Raw genomic sequence first — 18443 nt, forward strand, 5'->3', positions numbered from 1 at the left:
ATGGCGCGGTTTCACGACGTGGCGGGCACGAGCTGCCGCGGTCCGGTCGCGACGCCGTCGAGCGCCAGGACCCGACCACCCTTCGCGGCGGTGACGACGAGCGTTTCCCGCCCGGCTCCGGCGAAGCACAGGTTCGTGGGAAAGGTACCGCCGGGGAAGCGGATCGCGTCCTCCCCGGTGCCGTCCGGGCGGAGCACGGCGATCCGGTCGGCGTCGGGCAGCGCCGCGTACAGGCGACCGTCCGCGTCGAACGCCAGCCCGTCCGGGCCTCCCGGTACCCGGGCGAAAACGCCCGCCGGGCGCAGTGCGGCGCCGTCCCAGTCGAAACGCAGGATCGCGCGGGCACGGGTCGCGGCGACGTACAGCCGCCGTCCCGCCAGGTCGAAGGCCAGCCCGTTGGGGAAGTCGATCCCGTCGGCGACACGTTCGAGCAAGCCCGTGCGCGGCTCGTACGCGTAGACCTGCCCGGGCACCGGATCGTGCGGGCTGCCGGGATCGGTGAACCAGATGCGCCCGTCCGGCCCGCGCACCAGGTCGTTGGGCGCACGCACGCCGGCGGCGAGCGCGTCCAGCACCGTGTCACCGGACAGGGTCTGCAGACCCGCGGCCACCGGCCGGGACGAGCTGCTGGGCCGCACCGAGCCGCCGTTCTGCGCCACCCACACGCGACCGTGCTCGTCCTCGGCCAGCCCGTTGGGGCCACCACCGGTCTCGATCCGCCGGAGCACGGAGCCGTCGCGCGGGTCCAGTTCCAGCACCTGCCCCCGGGAGACGCTGGTCACCAGCAGCCGTCCGAGGGAAGTCCACAAGGGACCCTCGGTGAAACCGATCCCCTCCGCCAGCAACCGGAATTCACGCATCGAGCACCTCCCGCAGCTTGAGCTTGCTGACCTTGCCCGTGTCGGTCAACGGCAGGTCCGCACCGGCCATCAGGTGGAACCGCGAGGGCACCTTGTAGCTCGCGGCCCGCGAGCGGATGTGCGCCACGAGGTCCCGCACGAAGGCGTCCTCGTCGGGCACCGGCTCACGGGGCACCACGACGCACGCCATGACCTCGCCCTCCGGTCCGGGCAGTCCCATCACGAAGGCCTGGTCGACGGCGGGGTGTCCGATGAGGACGTCCTCGACCTCGGCCGGCGCGATGTTGATGCCCTTGATCTTCATCATCTCCTTGCGCCGTCCGGCGAAATGCAGCCGCGCGTGCTCGTCGAGCCAGCCGAGGTCCCCGGTGCGGAACCAGCCGTCCCGGAACGCGCCGGCGTCCAGTTCGGCGGAACCGAGGTAGCTGTCGATCACTGCGCCGGCCAGTTCGATCTCGCCGGTCACCCCGGCCGGGCAGGGCCGCCCCCGCTCGTCGGTGATCCGGATCCGCTGGGTGGGCAGCGCCGTGCCGCAGGTCTGCAGCTTGACGTCGACCGGGTCGAGCGCGTCGCTCACCGCGGAGTGCCCGTAGCCCTCGGTCAGCCCGTACATGCTGCACACCTGCGTGACACCGAGTTCCTCGATCACCAGCCGCTTGTCCTCGGCGGTGAACCCACACGTGCCGGTGCGCAGGGACGAGATGTCCCTGGTGCCGAACGTCGGCGCGGCCAGCAGCGCCCGCGTGGTGGGCGCGAGTCCGTAGTAGACGGTGCACCGCTCGCGCTCGATGAACGCCAGCGCCTCGTCGCCGTCCAACCGTTCCTGCAGGCACAGCGTCGTGGCGTGGGTCAGCGCCACCGGCAGCGCGTTCGCGCAGCCGTAGCCGAAGAAGAACGGCGCCGAGATCCACAACCGGTCGCCGGGCCGCAGGTGCTGGCGCCTGCCGATCTCCCGCGGGTTGGCGACCAGGTGCCCATGGCGCAACGGTACGGGTTTGGGTTTCGCCGTGCTGCCGCTGGTGAACAGGATGAGGGCGAGGTCGTCCGGCGCGACGGGCACCTCGACGGGAGGACCCGCGGGCAGCGCGGGCGGCAGGTCCTCCCCCGCGGGCCAGGTGAGGGCGCCGCGGTAGCCGTCCCGCGAGGCGTCGAACAACCCGCCGTACCCGGCTTCGGCGAGATCGGCCAGCACGTTCCGGCCGAACAGCGTGGCGTCCACGACGATCGTGCTGAGCCGCGCGCGTTCGATGACGTAGGCGTACTCCGAGGACCGGTACCAGGTGTTGACGGGCACGGCGACGAGGCCGGCCAGGTGCGCGCCGAGGGTCGCGGTCAGCCAGCGCAGTCCGTTGGGCAGCAGAACGCCGACCCGCTCACCCGGCCGCAGCCCCGCCGCCGCGTAACCCGCCGCCACGCGTTCACACGCGCGCAGCCAGTCGCCGAACGACACGCGCCCGTCTGCGGCGACCACGGCCTCGTGGTCGGCGAAATGCTTGCCCAGCGCGCGGAGCACGCCGGGCAGCGTGTCCTGGTCGAGCAGTCGGTAGTGATCCATCGCAAGCTCCTTCAGACGGCCCGGAAACGGACCAGGGCGGCGTCGAACACGGCCTGGACGGGCAGGCCGACCCGCACCCCGTCCCCGATGACGTTGGTGAGGATTTTGATGCCTTCGGTGAGCAGCACCACGGCCACCACGTAAGGGGGCTGAGGCCCCGGAGGCGGGAAATAGGCCTTGTGGAAGACCGCGTACGACCACACGGTCCCGGTGCCCGCCGCGGTGATCCACTCCAGGGCACCGTCCACCCGGCAGTGCGGGCACACGGGCGTCGGCGGGAACCGCGGCGCGCCGCACGCGCCGCAGCGGGAGACCCGCAGCTCCCCCGCTTCGAGCCCGGCGAAATGCGGGGTGAGGTCGGCGGCGCTCACGGCTGGTTCCCGTAGACGACCGAGGAGACCAGGGGCGCCGCACAGGCGTACTGGATGTGCGCGGCGCCGGGGATCTGCCGCTCGCCGCACTGGCCCCGCAGCTGCCGCACCGCCTCCACGTTGAGGCCCCACCCCTGCAGGTAGCTTTCCGACAGGTGGCCGCCGGAGGTGTTGACGGGCAGCTGCCCGCCAAGCCCGATGCCGCCGTCCCCGATCCACGGGCCGGACTCGCCCGGCGCGCAGTAACCCAGTCCCTCCAGGGTGAACAACACGTTGGGGCTGAAATTGTCGTAGCTCATCAGACCGTCCATTTCGGACCTTTCCCGGCCCGCCTGGCGCAGCGCGGCGTCGCCCACCTCGCGCAGGGCGCCGCGCCAGTAGTCCTCCGGGGGGAAGTCGGAACCGAGGAACTGCGCGCGCTGCGCCGCCCCGAGCACGTAGACCGGGGGCTGGGGCAGATCCCGTGCCGCCTCGGGCACGGTCAGGATCATGGCGACGCCGCCGTCGTTGATCAGGCAGTAGTCGAACAGGTGCAGGGGCTCGACGATGTAGCGCGAGCCCAGGTAGGTGTCCAGGTCCAGCGGGTCCCGCAGGACGGCCGCCGGGTTGAGGGCGGCGTGCCGGCGGAAGGTGAGCGCGACCTGTGCCAGCTGTTCGGCCGTGGTGCCGTACTCGTGCCGGTGCCGCTGGAACATCAGGGCGGAGAAGGCGCCCGGCGACGTCATCCCGTACGGGCGCGTCAGCTCGGGGCGGGTGCCGTAGCCCTCGCCCGCCGCGGTGTAGCCGGTGCCGCCCGCGCCGTAGGTGGCTCCGGCGGAGCGGCCGTCGTTGCCGTAGACCAGCGCGATCGTGCGGCACAGCCCGGCGGCGAGCGCCGCGGTGGCGAGTTCGATGGCGGCGCCGCACATCCGCCCCTCGGCGGGCAGTTGCACGCACCAGCGGGGCTGGAGCCCGTACGCGGCCGAGAAACTCTCGTAACCGCTGACCCGGCAGGCGACCAGTCCGTCGATCGCGCCGACCGGCAACGCCGCGTCGGCGAGCGCCTCCCGCAGCGCCCAGCCCGCCAGGTCGTCGGGCGAGTACCCCGGCAGCTTGCCGAAGCGGGTCGTCCCGACCCCGGCGATCGCCGCGAGGGGAGCACGGCCCTGGCTCATCACGACTCCCTTGTCAGAAGAATTGATAATGTATCAAATTGATGTGCGGAGACAAGCCTCGAGCGCGGGGCCCCGCGGTCCTGCCCGGCGGAGCAGGTGGGCGCGCAGCCGCCCTCAGAACGCGTCGTCGGCCAGTACGCCCTGCTCGCGCAGGGTGCGCACGACGTGGTCGCCCTCCAGCCGGACGTGCTCGCGGCTGGCGGCGTCCGCCGCGGCCGCGTCGCCGTCACGCAGGGCCTCGAGGATCCGGGCGTGCCCCTTGTTCGCCTCCTGCCCCCCGTCGGAGGGCACCTCGTAGACCGAGCGGGGCAGGTTGCGCGACAGCTGCCGCAGCACCGACAGCAGCCTGCGGCTGCCCCCGGTCTTGTTGATCAGCGCGTGGAACTCCCAGTTGAGGTCGTGCAGCTCGTCGCCGTCGGCACTGCGCTGCATCTGCTCGTGCAGCTCCTCCAGCTTCCGCAGCACGGGCTCGGTGATCCGGGTCGCGGCGCGGGCCGTGGCCAGCCCCTGCACCATGCCGTAGATCCGGTAGTGGTCCTCGATGTCCTCCTGCCGGATCGGCACGATGAACGTGCCGCGGTGCGGTTCGGAGTCGACCAGGCCCTCGGTCTCCAGCGTGATGAGCGCTTCGCGGACCGGGAGCCTGCTCACGCCCAGCTCCGCCGCGATCGCGTCCTGCGGCACCCGCTGGCCGCGGGCGAGGCTGCCGTCGAAGATGCGCTCCCGGATGTGGTCGGCGACCTCGTCGCTCATGCTCCGCCGCCGTTTGGGCGGCACCGCCCTGGCCATCCCGCCACCTCGTCCCCATGCGCGCGTTGCCGGATACTTTATCAACGCTACTCCCCCTTCCGGGACAGGCGCGGGGCCGGGGCGGGTTCGACGCGGCCGCCGGCCGTGCGCAGCGTGCCGCGTGCCGTCAGGTGCGCGTCGGCGGCCGCCTCCGCCATGCTCAGCACCGGGGTCACGCACGCGTCGAGCGGTTCGAACACCGCGGTCCACTCGGCTCTGGTGCGGGTCGCGAAGACCTCGGCGAACAGCTTCTTCGTCGCGGGCCACGAGGACCGGTCCCCCTGCTCCGGCAGCTGCGCCGGGTCGAGGCCGAGGCCCCGCACCAGCCGCTCGTAGAACTGGGGCTCGATGCTGCCCACCGCCATGTACTCGCCGTCCGCGGTCTCGTAGACGTCGTAGAAGGGCGCACCGGTGTCGATGTCGTTCGTGCCGGGTTCCGGCGACCAGCGGCCGACGGCAGCCCGGTTCCAGACCCCCGACATCAGCAGGCTGACGCCGTCCACCATCGCCGCGTCGACGACCTGTCCCCCACCGCCGCGCAGCGCCGCGAGCACCCCGAAGGCGAGCAGCATCCCGCCACCGCCGTAGTCCCCGACGAGGTTCAGCGGGGGCACGGGCGCCTGTCCCCGGCGCGCGATCGACCGCAGGGCGCCGGTCAGCGCGAGGTAGTTGATGTCGTGCCCGGCCTGGTCCGCGCGCGGCCCCGTCTGGCCCCAGCCCGTCATCCGGCCGTAGACCAGCTCCGGGTTGAGCTGCAGGCACACGTCCGGGCCGAGCCCGAGGCGCTCCATCACGCCGGGGCGGAAGCCTTCGAGCAGCACGTCGGCGGAGGCGACGAGCTCCTTCGCGCGGGCCCGCCCCGGCTCCGACTTCAGATCCAGGTGGACGGTGTGCCGGCCGCGCTCGACGATGCCACCGGCCGGTCCTGCGCCGGGTCGCTCGATGCGGACGACCTCGGCACCGAAGTCGGCGAGCATCATCGCGGCGAAGGGCGCCGGGCCGAGTCCGGCGAACTCGACGACGCGGAGTCCGTGCAGCGGTCGCATCAGCTGTCCTTTCCCGCCGGCTGCCGGTAGGGGTCGCCGATGCTGCGGCCGCCGCAGACCACCAGCACCTGCCCGGTCACGTAGGAGGCGCCACTGAGGTAGGCGACCGCTTCGGCGACGTCGGAGGGCTTGCCCGCCCGGCCGACCGGGATGGCCTCCAGCGTCCGCTCCCGGATCTTGCCGGGCAGGCCGTCGGTCATGCGGGTCGCGACGAACCCCGGCGCGACGCAGTTGACCGTGATGCCCTGGGGCGCGACCTCCAGCGCGAGTGCCCGGGTGGCGCCGACGAGGCCGCCCTTCGCGCTGGAGTACGCGGTGGATCCGAAGGTGCCCAGCCAGGCGCGGGAGGCGATGTTGACCACCGCTCCCCCGCCCCGCCGCGCCATCGGCTCCAGCAGCAGCCGGGTCAGCGCGAGCGGGCCCAGCAGGTTGATCGCGAGCAGACGCCGGAACAACTCCGGATCGAGCGCGCCCACCCTCGCGTCCTTCAGCACTCCCGCGCAGTTGACGAGGATGTCGACGCCGCCGGTATCCTCCGCCGCGGCTTCGCGCGATTCCGGTGACGTGATGTCGAGTTCGAGCGGTCGCGCCCACGGCCCGAGTTCCCCGGCGGCCGCGTACGGATCGAGGTCGGCGACGAACACGACGTCCACCTCGCGTGCCAGCCGCTCGCAGATCCCCCGGCCGATGCCCCCGGCGCCACCGGTGACCAGTGCCGTCCTCATGGCCGCAACCTCCCCAGTCCGCTGCCCGCCGTCACGTAGATCTCCTGACCGGTGACGGCGTCCCCCGCGGGCGCGACGAGCGCCGCGACCTGCCCGGCGACGGCGGGTTCGGTGCCCTCGGCGTAGAGGATCGTGTTCACCGTGATGCCGTCCCTGCCGAGTTCGATCGCCAGCGTGCGGGCCATCGACAGCAGTGCCCCGGCCACCGCGCCCGCCGCGGTGGCGTGCGGGCGGCCCAGCGCGACGTCGTGCGGCAGCAGGAACACGATCCGTCCACTGTGGCCGGTCAGCCCGGGCAGCGCGCGCTGCACGTCGGCCAGCACGTCCGCGAGCACGGCGCCGATCTCGGCGTCGAGCAGTTCGTCGGACAGCTCCGCGAAGTCGCGGTCCTCCGGCATCCGCGGCGCCACGAACAGGACCGGGTGCGGCGATTCCACAGTGGACAGCGAGGAACGCAGCGCCTCGCTGTCGATCCGCGCGGTGAGACCCGCCGTCATCGCGCCATCACCAGCGTCGTCACCGAGCCCCCGTCCGTGCCGTTGACCGTGCCGCCCTTGCAGTAGGCGAGCCCGGTGCGCGCGCCCTCCACCTGACGGCCACCCGCCGTGCCGCGCAGCTGCCACGTCAGCTCGACGGCCTGGGCGACGCCGGTCGCGCCGACCGGGTGCCCCCGCGACAGCAGGCCGCCACTGGGGTTCACCGGCAGGCGCCCGCCCAGCGACGTGGCGCCCGACTCGGTCCAGCGCCCGCCCTCGCCTCGCGGGATCAGGCCGAGCCCCTCCATCCGCACGATCTCGGCGATCGTGAAGCAGTCGTGCATCTCGACCACGTCGACGTCCTCCGGGCCGATCCCCGTGAGCTTCCACGCCTCCTCGGCCGCGCGCCGCGACACGTCCTCCTCGTTGACGTCGCCGGTGCCAGGCCGCACGCCGCCGCTGACCAGCGCGCAGCCGAGCATCCGCGGCACCGGCGCGGACAGGCCGAGCCGGCGCAGCCCGGCGGGCGAGCACAGCACCATCGCGGCGGCCCCGTCGGAGATCGGGCTGCAGTCCAGCAGGCCCAGCGGCTCGGCGATCGGCCGGGCGGCGAGCACCTCGGCGAGGGTGACCGGGCGCTGGTACTGGGCGAAGGGGTTGTGCACGGAGTGGGCGTGGTTCTTCACCGCCACGGCGGCGATCTGCTCGCGCGTCGCACCGTGGTCGGCCATGTACCGGCGGGCGCTGAGCCCGTGGCCGGCCGCCATCACGTAGCCCACGGCGGCGTCCAGGTCACCCGGGTCCGGCCGCACCCCACCGGAAACCCGGTCGGTCATCTTCTCGACGCCGATCACCAGCACCACGTCGTGCAGGCCGGCGGCCAGCGCCACCCACGCCTCGCGCAACGCGGTCGCGCCGCTGGCGCAGTAGTTCTCGTGGTTGGACACCGGGCGGCCGTCGAGCCCGAGCTGCGCGGCGATCCGCTGCCCGGCGACGGGACCGCCGAAGACGTGCCCGACGTAGAGCGCGTCGATCCGCGTGAGGTCGGCAGCGGCGTCGGCCAGGGCCGCACGGGCGGCGCCGACGGCCATCCGCTCGAGCGTCACGTCCGCGGGGTACTTGCCGAACCGGATCATCCCGGCACCGGCCACGTGGGCGGGAGCGAGTGTCACGCCTCCTCCTTCCCGGTCGCGCGGAAGCGGTAGCCGACGAGTTCGGTGCCGTCGTCGTCCCGGCCGAAGGGGGTCAGCTCGAGGTGGACGGGCAGCCCGATCGCCACCTCGTCCGGCTCGATCCCGGCGACCTGGCCGAGCACGCGGACGCCGTCCGGCAGGTCGACGTAGGCGAGCACGTACGGCACCTCGATCCCGGGCGGGGCCTGGCGGACGATCGTGAAGCTGTACACGACGCCCTCGGCCGGCAGCGCGGTCCCGGTGATCCCGGTGGTGGCGCGGCACGCGGGGCAGAACTCCCGTGGCGGGAAGGCGACGGTGGCGCAGCGGCCACAGCGGGAACCGAGCAGACGCGGCGGCGCCAGCTCGAGCAGCCCCTCCCGGAACGGGCGGGCCGCGGCGACGGCGGACATGGGGACCTCCAGCGGTCTTCGATGGATGTCCGCACCGTACAAGTTTGATACATGATCCGACAAGTCGCTCTGTCAGCTGCTGGACCCTCACCTGCGAGTTCTGTGCATTTCCGCCCAGGTCTGGACTTTCGTCGCGGTGCTGTCGTAGCCTCCGTCACACCAGTTTGTATCAAATATTGAAAAGGTGGCACGCAGATGTCGACGACGACACCCGCCCGCAGCACCTCCCCCGCCGTGGCCACGCGGCTGGCCGCCGAACCGCACCTGTTCATCGACGGACGGCGCACCGAAGCGCGCAGCGGGCAGACCCTCCCCGTCCTGGATCCCGCCACCGGCGACGAGATCGCGACCACCGCGTGCGCCGGGCGCGATGACGTCGACACCGCGGTGGCCGCTGCCGTCCGGGCCTTCGACGAGCGCTCCGAGTGGCGCCGGATGAGCCCGCTGGAGCGGGGCCGCGTGCTGTCCCGCATCGGCGAGGCGATCTACGCCAACGCCGACTCCTTCGCCGAACTGGAAGTGCTGGACGCCGGCAAGGTCCGCGGCGCGGCCCGCGCCATCGACGTCGAGTTCGCGGCCCGCACGTTCCTCTACTTCGCAGGCTGGCCCAGCAAGATCCAGGGCACCACCGTGCCGGTGTCGCACCCCGGCGTCCACGTCCGCACCGAGCGGGAACCGGCCGGGGTCGTCGGGGCGATCACGGCGTGGAACTTCCCGCTCCTGCTGTGCGCGTGGAAGATGGCGCCCGCGCTGGCGGCGGGGTGCCCGGTGGTGTTCAAACCGTCGGAGGAGACCCCGCTGTCCGCGCTGTGGCTGGCCGAACTGGCCACCGAAGCCGGCCTGCCCGACGGCGTGCTCAACATCGTTCCCGGGTACGGCGCCGAGGCGGGCGAAGCGCTCATCGCCCATCCCGGCGTGCGGAAGCTGACGTTCACCGGCTCCACCGCGGTGGGCCGCCGCATCGCGCGGGGCGCGGCGGAGCGGATCAAGCGCGTCACGCTGGAACTGGGCGGCAAGAGCGCCAACATCATCTTCCCCGACGCCGACCTCGACGCCGCCGTCGCGGGCTCGGCGGGCGGGATCTTCTGGCACTCCGGGCAGACGTGCAGCGCGCCGTCCCGGCTGTTCGTGCACCGGGACATCCACGACGAGGTGGTCGACCGCCTGCTGGCCGAGGCCGCGGCGCTGACCATCGGGCACGGGCTCGACGAGGGTGTGGACTTCGGGCCGCTCGTGAACGCGCGCCAGGTCGAGCGGGTGCGCGGCTACGTCGAGCGCGCCGCCGCGGAGGGCGCGAAGGTGCACCAGGCGGGTGAGCTGCCGGATGGCGGCGGGAACTTCTTCCCGCCCACCGTCATCGCCGGCGCCACCGACGACATGGAGTGCGCGCGCGAGGAGATCTTCGGTCCGGTCGTGGTGGTGCTGCCCTTCGACGACGCCGACGAGGTCGCGGAGCGCGCCAACGCGAGCGACTACGGGCTCGCCGCGGGGCTGTGGACCGGCAGCGTCACGACCGAGCACGCCATGACCCGCAAGCTGCGCGCCGGAACGGTCTACGTCAACGGCTGGGGCCTGACCGACCCGGCCGCGCCGTTCGGCGGCTTCGCCCAGTCCGGCTACGGCCGCGACCTCGGCCCCGACAGCCTCGACGGCTACCTCGAGACCAAGTCCCTGTGGACCTTCCACGGCTGACCCCGCCCACCGAAGAGGAGAAAGACGATGAAGACTCGCGCCGCCGTGCTGACCGGCTACCACCAGCCCTTCCAGGTCCGGGAGGTCGAACTCGACGAACCCGGCCCGAACGAGGTGCTGCTCAAGGTATCCGCCGCGGGGTTGTGCCACTCGGACCTGCACATGATGGACGGCGACAACGTCGTGCGGTTCCCGATCGTCGGCGGTCACGAGGCCGCCGGGATCGTCGAACGCGTCGGCCCCGGCGTCACCAGGGTCGCCGAGGGCGACCACGTCGTGTGCAGTTTCATCCCCAGCTGCGGCAAGTGCCGCTACTGCTCCACCGGCAGGCAGAACCTGTGCAACATGGGCGCCACCATCCTCGAGGGCAGCATGCCCGACGGCACCTTCCGGATGCACGACCCGGAGCTGGGCGACATCGGCGCGTTCTGCATGCTCGGCGCGTTTTCCGAGTACGCCACGGTTTCGGAGCTGTCGTGCGTGAAGGTCGACGACTGGCTGCCGCTGGACAAGGCCGTCCTCGTCGGCTGCGGGGTGCCGACCGGCTACGGCAGCGCCGTCAACGCCGGTGAGGTCAAACCCGGTGACACCACGGTGATCTACGGGATCGGTGGCGTCGGCATCAACGCCGTGCAGGGCGCGGTCCAGGCAGGCGCGAAGAACGTGGTGTGCGTGGACCCGGTGGCGTTCAAGCGGGACACCGCGCTGGAGTTCGGTGCCACGCACGTGTTCGCCACCGCGGAGGAGGCCGCCGCCGCCGTCAACGAACTCACCTGGGGCGAGGGCGCGGACCAGGCGATCTGCGTGGTGGGGGTGATGACGGAGAAGGTCGTCGCCGACGCCTTCGCCGTCATCGGCAAGGGCAGCACCGTCGTCGTCACCGGGGTGGCGAACCCGGCGAACCTCACCGTGCACGTGTCCGGTTCGGACCTGGTGTTCAACCAGAAGACCATCAGGGGCACGCTGTTCGGCTCGTCCAACCCGCAGTACGACATCGTGAAGATGCTGCGCATGTACGACGCCGGGAAGCTCAAGCTCGACGAGCTGATCACCGCGCGCTACACCCTCGACGAGATCAACGAGGGGTACCAGGACCTCCGCGACGGCAAGATCATCCGCGGCATCATCGACTATTCGGAGTAGGCAACGCCGGGGTGGCCGGACGGGGGCCGGCCACCCCGCTTCCCCTGGGAGCTCACCGATGCGCTCACCGTCCACAGTGGTCGCGGCGACCCTGGTCGGCAACTTCACCGAGTGGTTCGACTTCGCCGTCTACGGCGCGGTCGCCGTCACGCTCGGCCGCGTCTTCTTCCCCACCGGCGATTCCGTCGCCTCACTGCTCGCGTCGCTGGCGGTGTTCGGCATCGCCTTCGTGTTCCGCCCGCTGGGCGGCGCGCTGCTCGGCTCGCTCGGCGACCGCCGGGGCCGGCGCACCGCGCTGTCACTCGCCGTGATCGGCATCAGCGGCGCCACCACCCTCATCGGCGTGCTGCCCTCCTACGCCACCATCGGGTTCTGGGCGCCGCTGCTGCTGGTCCTCCTGCGCTGTGTCCAGGGGTTGTCCGCCGGTGGCGAGTGGACCGGGGCGTCGGCGTTCCTCGCCGAGTACGCCCCGCCCGGCCGCCGCGGCCTGCGCGCCAGCCTGATCTCCGCCACGGGCGGGCTCGCCATCGTCGCGGGCACCGGATCGGTGCTGCTGCTGGAAACCCTGCTCAGCCCGGCGCAGATGCAGTCGTGGGGCTGGCGGCTGCCGTTCCTGGCCGCCGCGCCGCTCGGGCTGATCGGCCTGTACCTCCGCCTGCGCCTGGACGAAACCCCGGTGTACCGGAACCTGCGCGCACGGCACGAGGTCTCGGCCACGCCGCTGCGCACCGCGCTGCGGACCGAACGCCGGACGATGGTGCTCGCCTTCGCGTGCGCCTCGGCCACCGGCATCGGCTTCTACTACCTCACCACGTACTTCACCAACGCGATGTCGGCGGGCGGCCACCGGACGTCGGCGCTGCTCGTCAGTTCGCTGGCGCTGCTGTTCTACTCGGCGCTCTGCCCGGTCGCCGGGTGGCTGTCCGACCGCATCGGTCGGCGGCCGGTCTACGTCGGCGGGGCGCTCGCGCACGCGGTGCTGGCCGTGCCGGTGCTGCTCCTGATCGGTTCGGGCGCGCCGCTCCCGCAGCTGCTCGGGCTGTGCCTGTTCGCGCTCCCCCAGGCCGGGCTCAACGTCATGTCCTCGATCGTGCTGGTCGAACTCTTCCCGGCCCGCACCCGCTCAAGCGGCTCGGCCGTGGCCTTCAGCCTCGGCGTCGGCCCCGTCGCGGGCACCGCCCCGCTCGTGGCGACGGCACTCGCCGCCGCCACGCACAGCCCGCTCGCCCCGGCCCTCTACCTCGGCGTCATCACCCTCGTCGTCGGCCTCGTGCTGCTGCGCAGGCTCCCCGAAACGTCGGCGAGGCCGCTCGGCGAAACCGCCGCGGCCCCCGCACGCTCGCTCTGACCCCCTTTCCTGGAGACCGCCATGTCCATCCTCGCCAGACTCGAACGGCTCCCGATGAGCCGTCCCCAGTACGGGATCCTCTTCGCGGGCGGCCTCGGCCACCTGTTCGAAGCACTCGACATCGTGATCATCGGCTTCATGCTCCCGCACCTGAAAGCGGAGTTCGGCCTCGACAACGCCCAGATCGGGCTCATCGGCGGCGCCGCACCGGTCGGCATGATCATCGGCGCCGTCCTCGCCGGCGTCGTCGGCGACCGGTTCGGCCGCAAGCGCGTGATGCTCTACGCGCTGTCGCTGTTCTGCGCGGCCTCGATCGCGCTCGCCTTCGCCAACGGGTTCGCGTTCATCCTCGCGGTCCGCGTCGTCGGCGGGCTCGGTGCGGGTGCGGAGGCGGCGATCGTTTCGCCGTACATCTCCGAGTTCGCCACCGGGCGCAACCGCGGCCGGTTCGTCAGCGGCGTGACGTTGTTCTTCTCCCTCGGCAACGTGGTCGCCGCGGTGCTGGGCTCGCTGGTCGTGCCCCTGCCCGGCGGGTGGCGCATCGCCGCGGTCGTGTGCGGCCTGCCCGTGCTGGTGTTGTTGTGGTGGCGGCGTTCCCTGCCCGAATCGCCGCGGTGGCTGCTCAGCCAGGGCCGCGTCGCCGACGCCGACGCCGTCGTGACCCGGCTCGAGGAACGCGTGACCGCCGCGCGGCACGGCGCCGCACTGCCGCCGGTGCCGCCCGCCGCCGTCGTCGCCCCGGCCGCGCCCGCGGTGTCGTGGTCGCCGCTGCGGGTGTGGCGCGGCGGGCTCGCCAGGGTCTCGGTCGCCACGTGGCTGGGGTCGTTCGTGTTCCTGTTCGCGTTCTTCGGGTTCTTCACGTGGATGCCGTCCCTGTTCCTGGAGATCGGCGTGGACCCCGGCATCGCGGCGACCTACAGCTTCTTCCTCTTCGTCGCCCAGCCGATCGGGTACCTCGTCGCGATCGCCGTGAGCGACCGGTTCGAGCGCCGCACCCTGCTGGTGACGTTCTTCGGTTTCGCCGCGCTGGCGTCGATCGCGCTGGGGATCGTGCCCCGCGACAGCGTCGCGCTGCTGCTGATCGGGATGGTGCTGTCGGTCTGCATCACGTGCATCTCCGGCATCGTGTTCCCGTACTGCTCCGAGGTCTACCCGACCGCCATCCGCGCGACCGGCGCCGGTCTCGCCTCCACCGCGGGCAACGCGGGCGGGCTCGCGGCGCCGGTGGTCATCGGGCTCACGTTCGGCTCGATCGGGTTCGGCGGCGTGTTCGCGGTCATGGCGGCGCTGCTGGCGCTCGGCGGGCTCGTCATCCGGCTGTTCGGCCCCCGTGTCACCGGCAAGACACTGGAGCAGGTGTTCGCCGCCGAAACCGCACCGATCCCGGCAGGAGAAGTCCATGCGCGACAGTGACGTCCTCGACCGCGGGCACGGCCCCGCCGTGGTGTTCAGCCACGGCACCCTGCTGGACCGCACCATGTTCGACCCGCAGATCGCGGCGCTGGGGGACGCCTACCGCACCATCGCGTACACCAGCCGCGCCGGCACTTCGCGGTACGGCACCGAGCGCTCGCTTGACGATCTCGTCGCCGACTGCCTCGACGTCGTCGACGGCATCGACCGGTTCGTCCTCGTCGGCATGTCGGTCGGCGGGTTCATGGCGATCGAACTGGCGCTGAAACACCCCGAGCGGCTCGCGGGGCTGGTGCTCGTGTCCACGATGGCCGATGCGTACACGCCGGAGGAACGCGCCCGCTTCGGCGCCCTGCTGGAACCGATGAACACCGAGGAGCCCATTTCGGCGGAGTTCGCCGAGGCGTTCGTCCCGGTGATCTTCGGCCCGCGCACGATCTCCGAAAACCCGGGGCACGTCGAGCGGTGGGTGCGGAAGTGGCGGGCGCGGCCGTCCCGGTCCGTGTGGGGCGAGTACCGGTCCTGGATCGACCGCGAGGACCGTCTCGGCCGGCTCGCCGAGATCACCCTGCCGACGCTGATCGTCCACGGCGAGGAGGACGGCGGTATCCCGATCGCCCGCGCGGAGGCCATGCACGCCCGGCTCCCCCGGTCGACGTTCGTCCGCGTACCGGGCAGCGGCCACCTCGTCACCGAGGAGGCACCCGAAGCCGTGAACCGCGCGCTGCGGTCCTTTGTGGACGGGATCGCGCCGTGGTGAGCCTCGACGGGCAGGTGGCCGTCGTGACCGGCGGCGCCCGGGGTATCGGCGCCGCGATCGTGCGCACGCTCGCCGGGGCCGGTGCGGCGACCGTGATCGCGGGCGGGCGCGAGACCGACGGGCGGGCGCTGGCGGACGAGCTGGGCGGCGACGCGGTCTACGAATCCCACGACGTCGGCTGCGAGCGGTCCTGGGACCACCTGCTGGCGCGGGTGTCCGCGCGTTTCGGCGCCCCGACGATCCTGGTCAACAACGCCGGGATCTACCGCCCCGGTCCGGACGTAGCGGACACCACGCCGGAAAACTTCGACGAGCACTACCGGGTCAACCAGCGCGGCACGTTCCTCGGCATGCGTGCCGTCGCCGGGCCGATGAAGACCGCGGGCGGCGGCGCGATCGTGAACATCTCCTCGATCGCGTCGCACCGCCCGTACCCCAACCAGATCTCCTACGCCACGACCAAGTGGGCGGTCCGGGGGATGACCAAGTGCGCGGCGGTCGAACTGGGTGCCCACGGCATCCGGGTCAACTCCGTGCACCCCGGCTTCATCGACACCGAGATGCTCGACGTGATCACCGACGAGTGGAACGAGCAGGTCCTCGCCGCCACCCCGCTGGGACGGCGCGGCCTTGCCGAGGAGGTCGCGGAGACCGTCCTGTTCCTGGTCTCACCCTCCAGTGCCTTCGTCACCGGGGCGGAGCTGGTCGTCGACGGCGGGCTGGCCGCGTGAGCCGGACGTCAGGCCGCCGCCGTCCCGGGTGCGGCACGCCCGCCTCAGCCCGCCGAGCCCGACCAGTCCTGGACGTCGTCCTCCGCCTGGTGCCGCGCGCGGTACCGCCCGGGAGCGACGCCGTGTTCGCGTTTGAAGGCCGTGGCGAAGGCGAACGGCGAGGAGTACCCGCACCGCTGCGCGACCGCCGGGAGCGGCAGGTCGGTCTCCCGCAGCAGGCGCGCGCCGATCGTGAGCCGCCAGTAGGTCAGGTAGGCCATCGGCGGCTGCCCGACCAGTGCGGCGAACCGGCGGGAGAACGCCGCCCGCGACAGCCCCGCCCTGGCGCCGAGCTCCTCCACCGTCCACTGCCGCACGGGGTCGCCGTGGACGCAGCGCAGCGCCTCGCCGACGACCGGATCCGTGAGCGCGGCACACCACCCGGCCGCGTCCCGGCCCGGTTCCTCGGTGAGCCACTCCCGCAGCAGGAACAACAGCAGCAGGTCCAGCAACCCGGGAATCGCGGCGTCCGCGCCCAGCCCCGGCGCCGTCAGCTCGCCGCCCAGCAGAGCGACCACAGCGGACACCTGGGGGTGGCCGCCCGCCCGCGCCCGCAGGTGGAAGACCTCGGGCAGGTCACCGAGCAACGGGTGCAGGCGAGTCCGGTCGAGCTGGTAGGCCCCGCACAGCAGCTGTGCGGTCTCGTCGACGCCGGTGCCGGGATCCGTGAGCGCGTGGGCGGTGCCCCGCGGGGTGAGCACCACGTCCCCGGCGTGCAGCACGATGGGCGCGGCACCCGGGGTGACCATCCGGCAGCTGCCCTCCAGCACCAGGTGGAACCCGATCCCGGAGAAGGCGGCGAAGTCGGTTCGCCACACGCCGTGCCGGTCCTCCCGGTTCGCGAACGGCCGTCCCGTCCGCACGGCGCCGATCACGTCGCTCAGCACATCCACGCCACGACTGTACGCCGGGCGAGACGATCGCGTATGGGAACGACACTTCAGATTATCGTTCGTGCTCCCCGTAGCACTTACCGTGCAGGCATGGACACCATCAACCTTGGCGACGTCGAAATCACCCGGGTCGTCGAGTGGCAGGGCCCGATCGCCCCGATGCCCGCACTGTTCCCGGATCTCGAACGACACGGCTGGCGCGCGGACGGTGGGCGGCTCACCCCCCACTTCTGGCACCCCGGCACCGATGAGTACCTCGCCGCGGTCCAGACGTGGGTGCTGCGCAGCGAGGGCAAGATCGTCCTCGTCGACACCGGCGTGGGCAACAACAAGGAACGGTCGTACATGCCCGCGTGGCGGCACCGCGACGGGGACTTCCTCGACCGCCTCGCCGCGGCCGGGGTCCGCCCGGAGGACGTCGACCTCGTGATCAACACGCACATCCACTCCGACCACGTCGGCTGGAACACCCGCCTCGCCGACCGCGCGTGGGTGCCGACGTTCCCGAACGCCACGTACCTCATCGCCCGCCCGGACTTCGACTACTGGAACCCCCGCAACGACATCCCCAAACGCGGATCGGTCAACGGCATCAACGCGCGGCTTGCGAACGGCAGCACGTTCGAGGACAGCGTGGACCCCGTGCACGAGGCCGGGCAGACCGTGCTGTGGGAGGGCACCAGCCACCGCATCGACCGGAACCTCACACTCGAACTCGCGCCGGGGCACACCCCGGGTTCGACCGTCGTGCGCCTGGAGTCCGGCACCGACCGGGCGTTCTTCGTCGGGGACGTGGTGCACACGCCGTTGCAGTTCACCCACCCCGACTGCGACACGTGCCTGAGTGAGGACCAGGCCGAGGCGGCCAGGTCCCGCATCCGCGTGCTCGGCGAGGCGGCCGAGCACCACGCGCTGGTCTTCCCCGCCCACTTCCCCGGCGCGGGCGCGGCCGAGATCAGGCGCACCGGCAGCGCGTTCGAGGTCCGGCGGTGGGCCCCGTTCACGCCACCGGAGGTCCACTCCTAGTTCATCTTTGTTGACGCATCCACATTCCACGGTTAGCTTGTGGTCACATCAACAAAACTGTGATCACCCCAGTGAGAGGACACCCCGCACCGTGACGACTCTGGCGACGCCCGCGACCGCGGCCGTCGCACTCGAAGGTGTCAGCCGGACCTACGGCTCCGGCTCCGCCGCGGTCCGCGCGGTCGACGACGTGACGATCGGCTTCCCGCGCGGCGGCTGGACCGCCGTCATGGGGCCCTCGGGTTCCGGGAAATCGACGCTGCTGCACCTCGCGGCGGGCCTGGAGAAGGCGGACAGCGGACGGGTGCTGCTGGGCGGCACCGACATCACCGCCGCGGACGACGACGAGCTGACGGCGTTGCGGCGGACCCGGATCGGGTTCGTCTTCCAGTCCTTCAACCTCGTCGGGTCGCTCACCGCGGCCGAGAACGTCGCGTTGCCGTTGCGGCTGGCCGGCCGCAAACCGGCCCGGTCGGAGGTCACCGGCATCCTCGGCGCCGTCGGGCTCGCCGACCGCGTGCACCACCGGCCGCGGGAGCTGTCCGGCGGGCAACAGCAGCGGGTGGCGATCGCCAGGGCGATGATCACGCGGCCGGAGATCCTCTTCGCCGACGAGCCGACGGGCGCGCTCGACACCCGCTCGGGGGAGCTGGTGCTCGATCTGTTGCGCACCATGGCCACCGGCGGCCAGAGCATCCTCATGGTCACCCACGACCCGGCCGCCGCGGCCCGCGCCGACGCGGTGGTGTTCCTCCGCGACGGGCGCCTGGCGGGCCGGCTCGAAGGCGCCGACGCCGCCACGGTCGCCGACCGCCTCGTCGCACTGGAGGACTGACC

The 18443-nt window shown here is 72.3% G+C and carries 19 protein-coding genes; 8 read left to right on the top strand and 11 right to left on the bottom strand.

The features are described 5' to 3' along the window. Positions 1–11 precede the first annotated feature (11 nt). From ABFX51_RS18010 to ABFX51_RS18055, 10 genes are all read right to left on the bottom strand, one after another. On the bottom strand, positions 12–860 hold the full coding sequence (locus ABFX51_RS18010) for an SMP-30/gluconolactonase/LRE family protein (RefSeq protein ID WP_091510660.1): 849 nt from the start codon (positions 858–860) through the stop codon (positions 12–14). Then, a complete protein-coding gene (locus tag ABFX51_RS18015) occupies positions 853–2415 on the bottom strand; it encodes a class I adenylate-forming enzyme family protein (protein ID WP_091510658.1) in 1563 nt (520 codons plus the stop codon). Before ABFX51_RS18015 ends, ABFX51_RS18010 begins: the two co-directional genes overlap by 8 nt. 11 nt (positions 2416–2426) lie before the next feature. After that, positions 2427–2786: a Zn-ribbon domain-containing OB-fold protein gene (locus tag ABFX51_RS18020; RefSeq protein WP_091510655.1), complete on the bottom strand. Its 360-nt coding sequence runs from the start codon at positions 2784–2786 to the stop codon at positions 2427–2429. Beyond that, a complete protein-coding gene (locus ABFX51_RS18025; RefSeq protein WP_091510653.1) occupies positions 2783–3940 on the bottom strand; it encodes a thiolase family protein in 1158 nt (385 codons plus the stop codon). The genes ABFX51_RS18020 and ABFX51_RS18025 overlap by 4 nt, the downstream gene beginning before the upstream one ends. A 114-nt stretch (positions 3941–4054) precedes the next feature. Further along, positions 4055–4729 (bottom strand): GntR family transcriptional regulator, encoded by a 675-nt coding sequence (locus ABFX51_RS18030; protein ID WP_245783189.1) that lies wholly within the window; start codon positions 4727–4729, stop codon positions 4055–4057. A gap of 47 nt (positions 4730–4776) precedes the next feature. Continuing rightward, a complete protein-coding gene (locus ABFX51_RS18035) occupies positions 4777–5775 on the bottom strand; it encodes a CaiB/BaiF CoA transferase family protein (RefSeq protein ID WP_091510650.1) in 999 nt (332 codons plus the stop codon). Then, positions 5775–6500, bottom strand: a complete 726-nt coding sequence (locus ABFX51_RS18040; RefSeq protein WP_091510648.1) for an SDR family NAD(P)-dependent oxidoreductase — start codon at positions 6498–6500, stop codon at positions 5775–5777. The genes ABFX51_RS18035 and ABFX51_RS18040 overlap by 1 nt, the downstream gene beginning before the upstream one ends. After that, the gene (locus ABFX51_RS18045) at positions 6497–6997 is read right to left on the bottom strand and encodes an SDR family oxidoreductase (RefSeq protein WP_091510646.1); all 501 of its coding nucleotides are present in this window, start codon (positions 6995–6997) and stop codon (positions 6497–6499) included. Before ABFX51_RS18045 ends, ABFX51_RS18040 begins: the two co-directional genes overlap by 4 nt. Further along, positions 6994–8148: a thiolase family protein gene (locus tag ABFX51_RS18050; protein ID WP_218153518.1), complete on the bottom strand. Its 1155-nt coding sequence runs from the start codon at positions 8146–8148 to the stop codon at positions 6994–6996. The genes ABFX51_RS18045 and ABFX51_RS18050 overlap by 4 nt, the downstream gene beginning before the upstream one ends. Next, the gene (locus ABFX51_RS18055; RefSeq protein ID WP_091510641.1) at positions 8145–8561 is read right to left on the bottom strand and encodes a Zn-ribbon domain-containing OB-fold protein; all 417 of its coding nucleotides are present in this window, start codon (positions 8559–8561) and stop codon (positions 8145–8147) included. The genes ABFX51_RS18050 and ABFX51_RS18055 overlap by 4 nt, the downstream gene beginning before the upstream one ends. A gap of 195 nt (positions 8562–8756) precedes the next feature. On the opposite strand from ABFX51_RS18055, the gene ABFX51_RS18060 reads away from it, so the two are divergent. From ABFX51_RS18060 to ABFX51_RS18085, 6 genes are read left to right on the top strand one after another with little or no spacing between them, the layout of a single operon-like run. Next, positions 8757–10253, top strand: a complete 1497-nt coding sequence (locus ABFX51_RS18060; RefSeq protein WP_346054292.1) for an aldehyde dehydrogenase family protein — start codon at positions 8757–8759, stop codon at positions 10251–10253. 27 nt (positions 10254–10280) lie between these two features. Further along, entirely contained in the window at positions 10281–11396 is a 1116-nt protein-coding gene (locus tag ABFX51_RS18065; protein WP_346054293.1) for an NDMA-dependent alcohol dehydrogenase, read from the top strand. A 58-nt stretch (positions 11397–11454) separates the two neighbouring features. Beyond that, a complete protein-coding gene (locus ABFX51_RS18070; RefSeq protein WP_091510636.1) occupies positions 11455–12744 on the top strand; it encodes an MFS transporter in 1290 nt (429 codons plus the stop codon). Between the two features lie 21 nt (positions 12745–12765). Next, the gene (locus ABFX51_RS18075) at positions 12766–14157 is read left to right on the top strand and encodes an MFS transporter (RefSeq protein ID WP_091510634.1); all 1392 of its coding nucleotides are present in this window, start codon (positions 12766–12768) and stop codon (positions 14155–14157) included. Continuing rightward, positions 14144–14917 carry an alpha/beta fold hydrolase gene (locus ABFX51_RS18080; RefSeq protein WP_091510631.1) on the top strand — a complete coding sequence of 258 codons (774 nt, stop codon included), beginning with the start codon at positions 14144–14146 and terminating at the stop codon, positions 14915–14917. Before ABFX51_RS18075 ends, ABFX51_RS18080 begins: the two co-directional genes overlap by 14 nt. Continuing rightward, positions 14911–15648, top strand: coding sequence for an SDR family NAD(P)-dependent oxidoreductase (locus ABFX51_RS18085; RefSeq protein ID WP_091510630.1), 738 nt, complete (start codon positions 14911–14913; stop codon positions 15646–15648). The genes ABFX51_RS18080 and ABFX51_RS18085 overlap by 7 nt, the downstream gene beginning before the upstream one ends. A gap of 44 nt (positions 15649–15692) precedes the next feature. Here ABFX51_RS18085 and ABFX51_RS18090 read toward each other — a convergent pair whose 3' ends face one another. Continuing rightward, positions 15693–16580, bottom strand: coding sequence for an AraC family transcriptional regulator (locus ABFX51_RS18090; protein WP_091510626.1), 888 nt, complete (start codon positions 16578–16580; stop codon positions 15693–15695). A gap of 90 nt (positions 16581–16670) precedes the next feature. Here ABFX51_RS18090 and ABFX51_RS18095 point away from each other — a divergent pair, with 90 nt between their 5' ends. After that, on the top strand, positions 16671–17606 hold the full coding sequence (locus tag ABFX51_RS18095; RefSeq protein ID WP_091510623.1) for an MBL fold metallo-hydrolase: 936 nt from the start codon (positions 16671–16673) through the stop codon (positions 17604–17606). 100 nt (positions 17607–17706) lie between these two features. Beyond that, positions 17707–18441, top strand: a complete 735-nt coding sequence (locus ABFX51_RS18100) for an ABC transporter ATP-binding protein (RefSeq protein ID WP_425425844.1) — start codon at positions 17707–17709, stop codon at positions 18439–18441. Positions 18442–18443 lie beyond the last annotated feature (2 nt).

Source organism: Amycolatopsis dongchuanensis (assembly GCF_039542405.1).
Classification (GTDB): domain Bacteria; phylum Actinomycetota; class Actinomycetes; order Mycobacteriales; family Pseudonocardiaceae; genus Amycolatopsis_E; species Amycolatopsis_E sacchari.

Coding starts and splice junctions, on each gene's coding strand:
- ABFX51_RS18010 (WP_091510660.1), bottom strand. CDS start 860: ATGCGTGAATTCCGGTTGCTGGCGGAGGGGATCGGTTTCACCGAGGGT.
- ABFX51_RS18015 (WP_091510658.1), bottom strand. CDS start 2,415: ATGGATCACTACCGACTGCTCGACCAGGACACGCTGCCCGGCGTGCTC.
- ABFX51_RS18025 (WP_091510653.1), bottom strand. CDS start 3,940: ATGAGCCAGGGCCGTGCTCCCCTCGCGGCGATCGCCGGGGTCGGGACG.
- ABFX51_RS18030 (WP_245783189.1), bottom strand. CDS start 4,729: ATGGCCAGGGCGGTGCCGCCCAAACGGCGGCGGAGCATGAGCGACGAG.
- ABFX51_RS18035 (WP_091510650.1), bottom strand. CDS start 5,775: ATGCGACCGCTGCACGGACTCCGCGTCGTCGAGTTCGCCGGACTCGGC.
- ABFX51_RS18040 (WP_091510648.1), bottom strand. CDS start 6,500: ATGAGGACGGCACTGGTCACCGGTGGCGCCGGGGGCATCGGCCGGGGG.
- ABFX51_RS18045 (WP_091510646.1), bottom strand. CDS start 6,997: ATGACGGCGGGTCTCACCGCGCGGATCGACAGCGAGGCGCTGCGTTCC.
- ABFX51_RS18055 (WP_091510641.1), bottom strand. CDS start 8,561: ATGTCCGCCGTCGCCGCGGCCCGCCCGTTCCGGGAGGGGCTGCTCGAG.
- ABFX51_RS18060 (WP_346054292.1), top strand. CDS start 8,757: ATGTCGACGACGACACCCGCCCGCAGCACCTCCCCCGCCGTGGCCACG.
- ABFX51_RS18065 (WP_346054293.1), top strand. CDS start 10,281: ATGAAGACTCGCGCCGCCGTGCTGACCGGCTACCACCAGCCCTTCCAG.
- ABFX51_RS18070 (WP_091510636.1), top strand. CDS start 11,455: ATGCGCTCACCGTCCACAGTGGTCGCGGCGACCCTGGTCGGCAACTTC.
- ABFX51_RS18075 (WP_091510634.1), top strand. CDS start 12,766: ATGTCCATCCTCGCCAGACTCGAACGGCTCCCGATGAGCCGTCCCCAG.
- ABFX51_RS18080 (WP_091510631.1), top strand. CDS start 14,144: ATGCGCGACAGTGACGTCCTCGACCGCGGGCACGGCCCCGCCGTGGTG.
- ABFX51_RS18095 (WP_091510623.1), top strand. CDS start 16,671: ATGGACACCATCAACCTTGGCGACGTCGAAATCACCCGGGTCGTCGAG.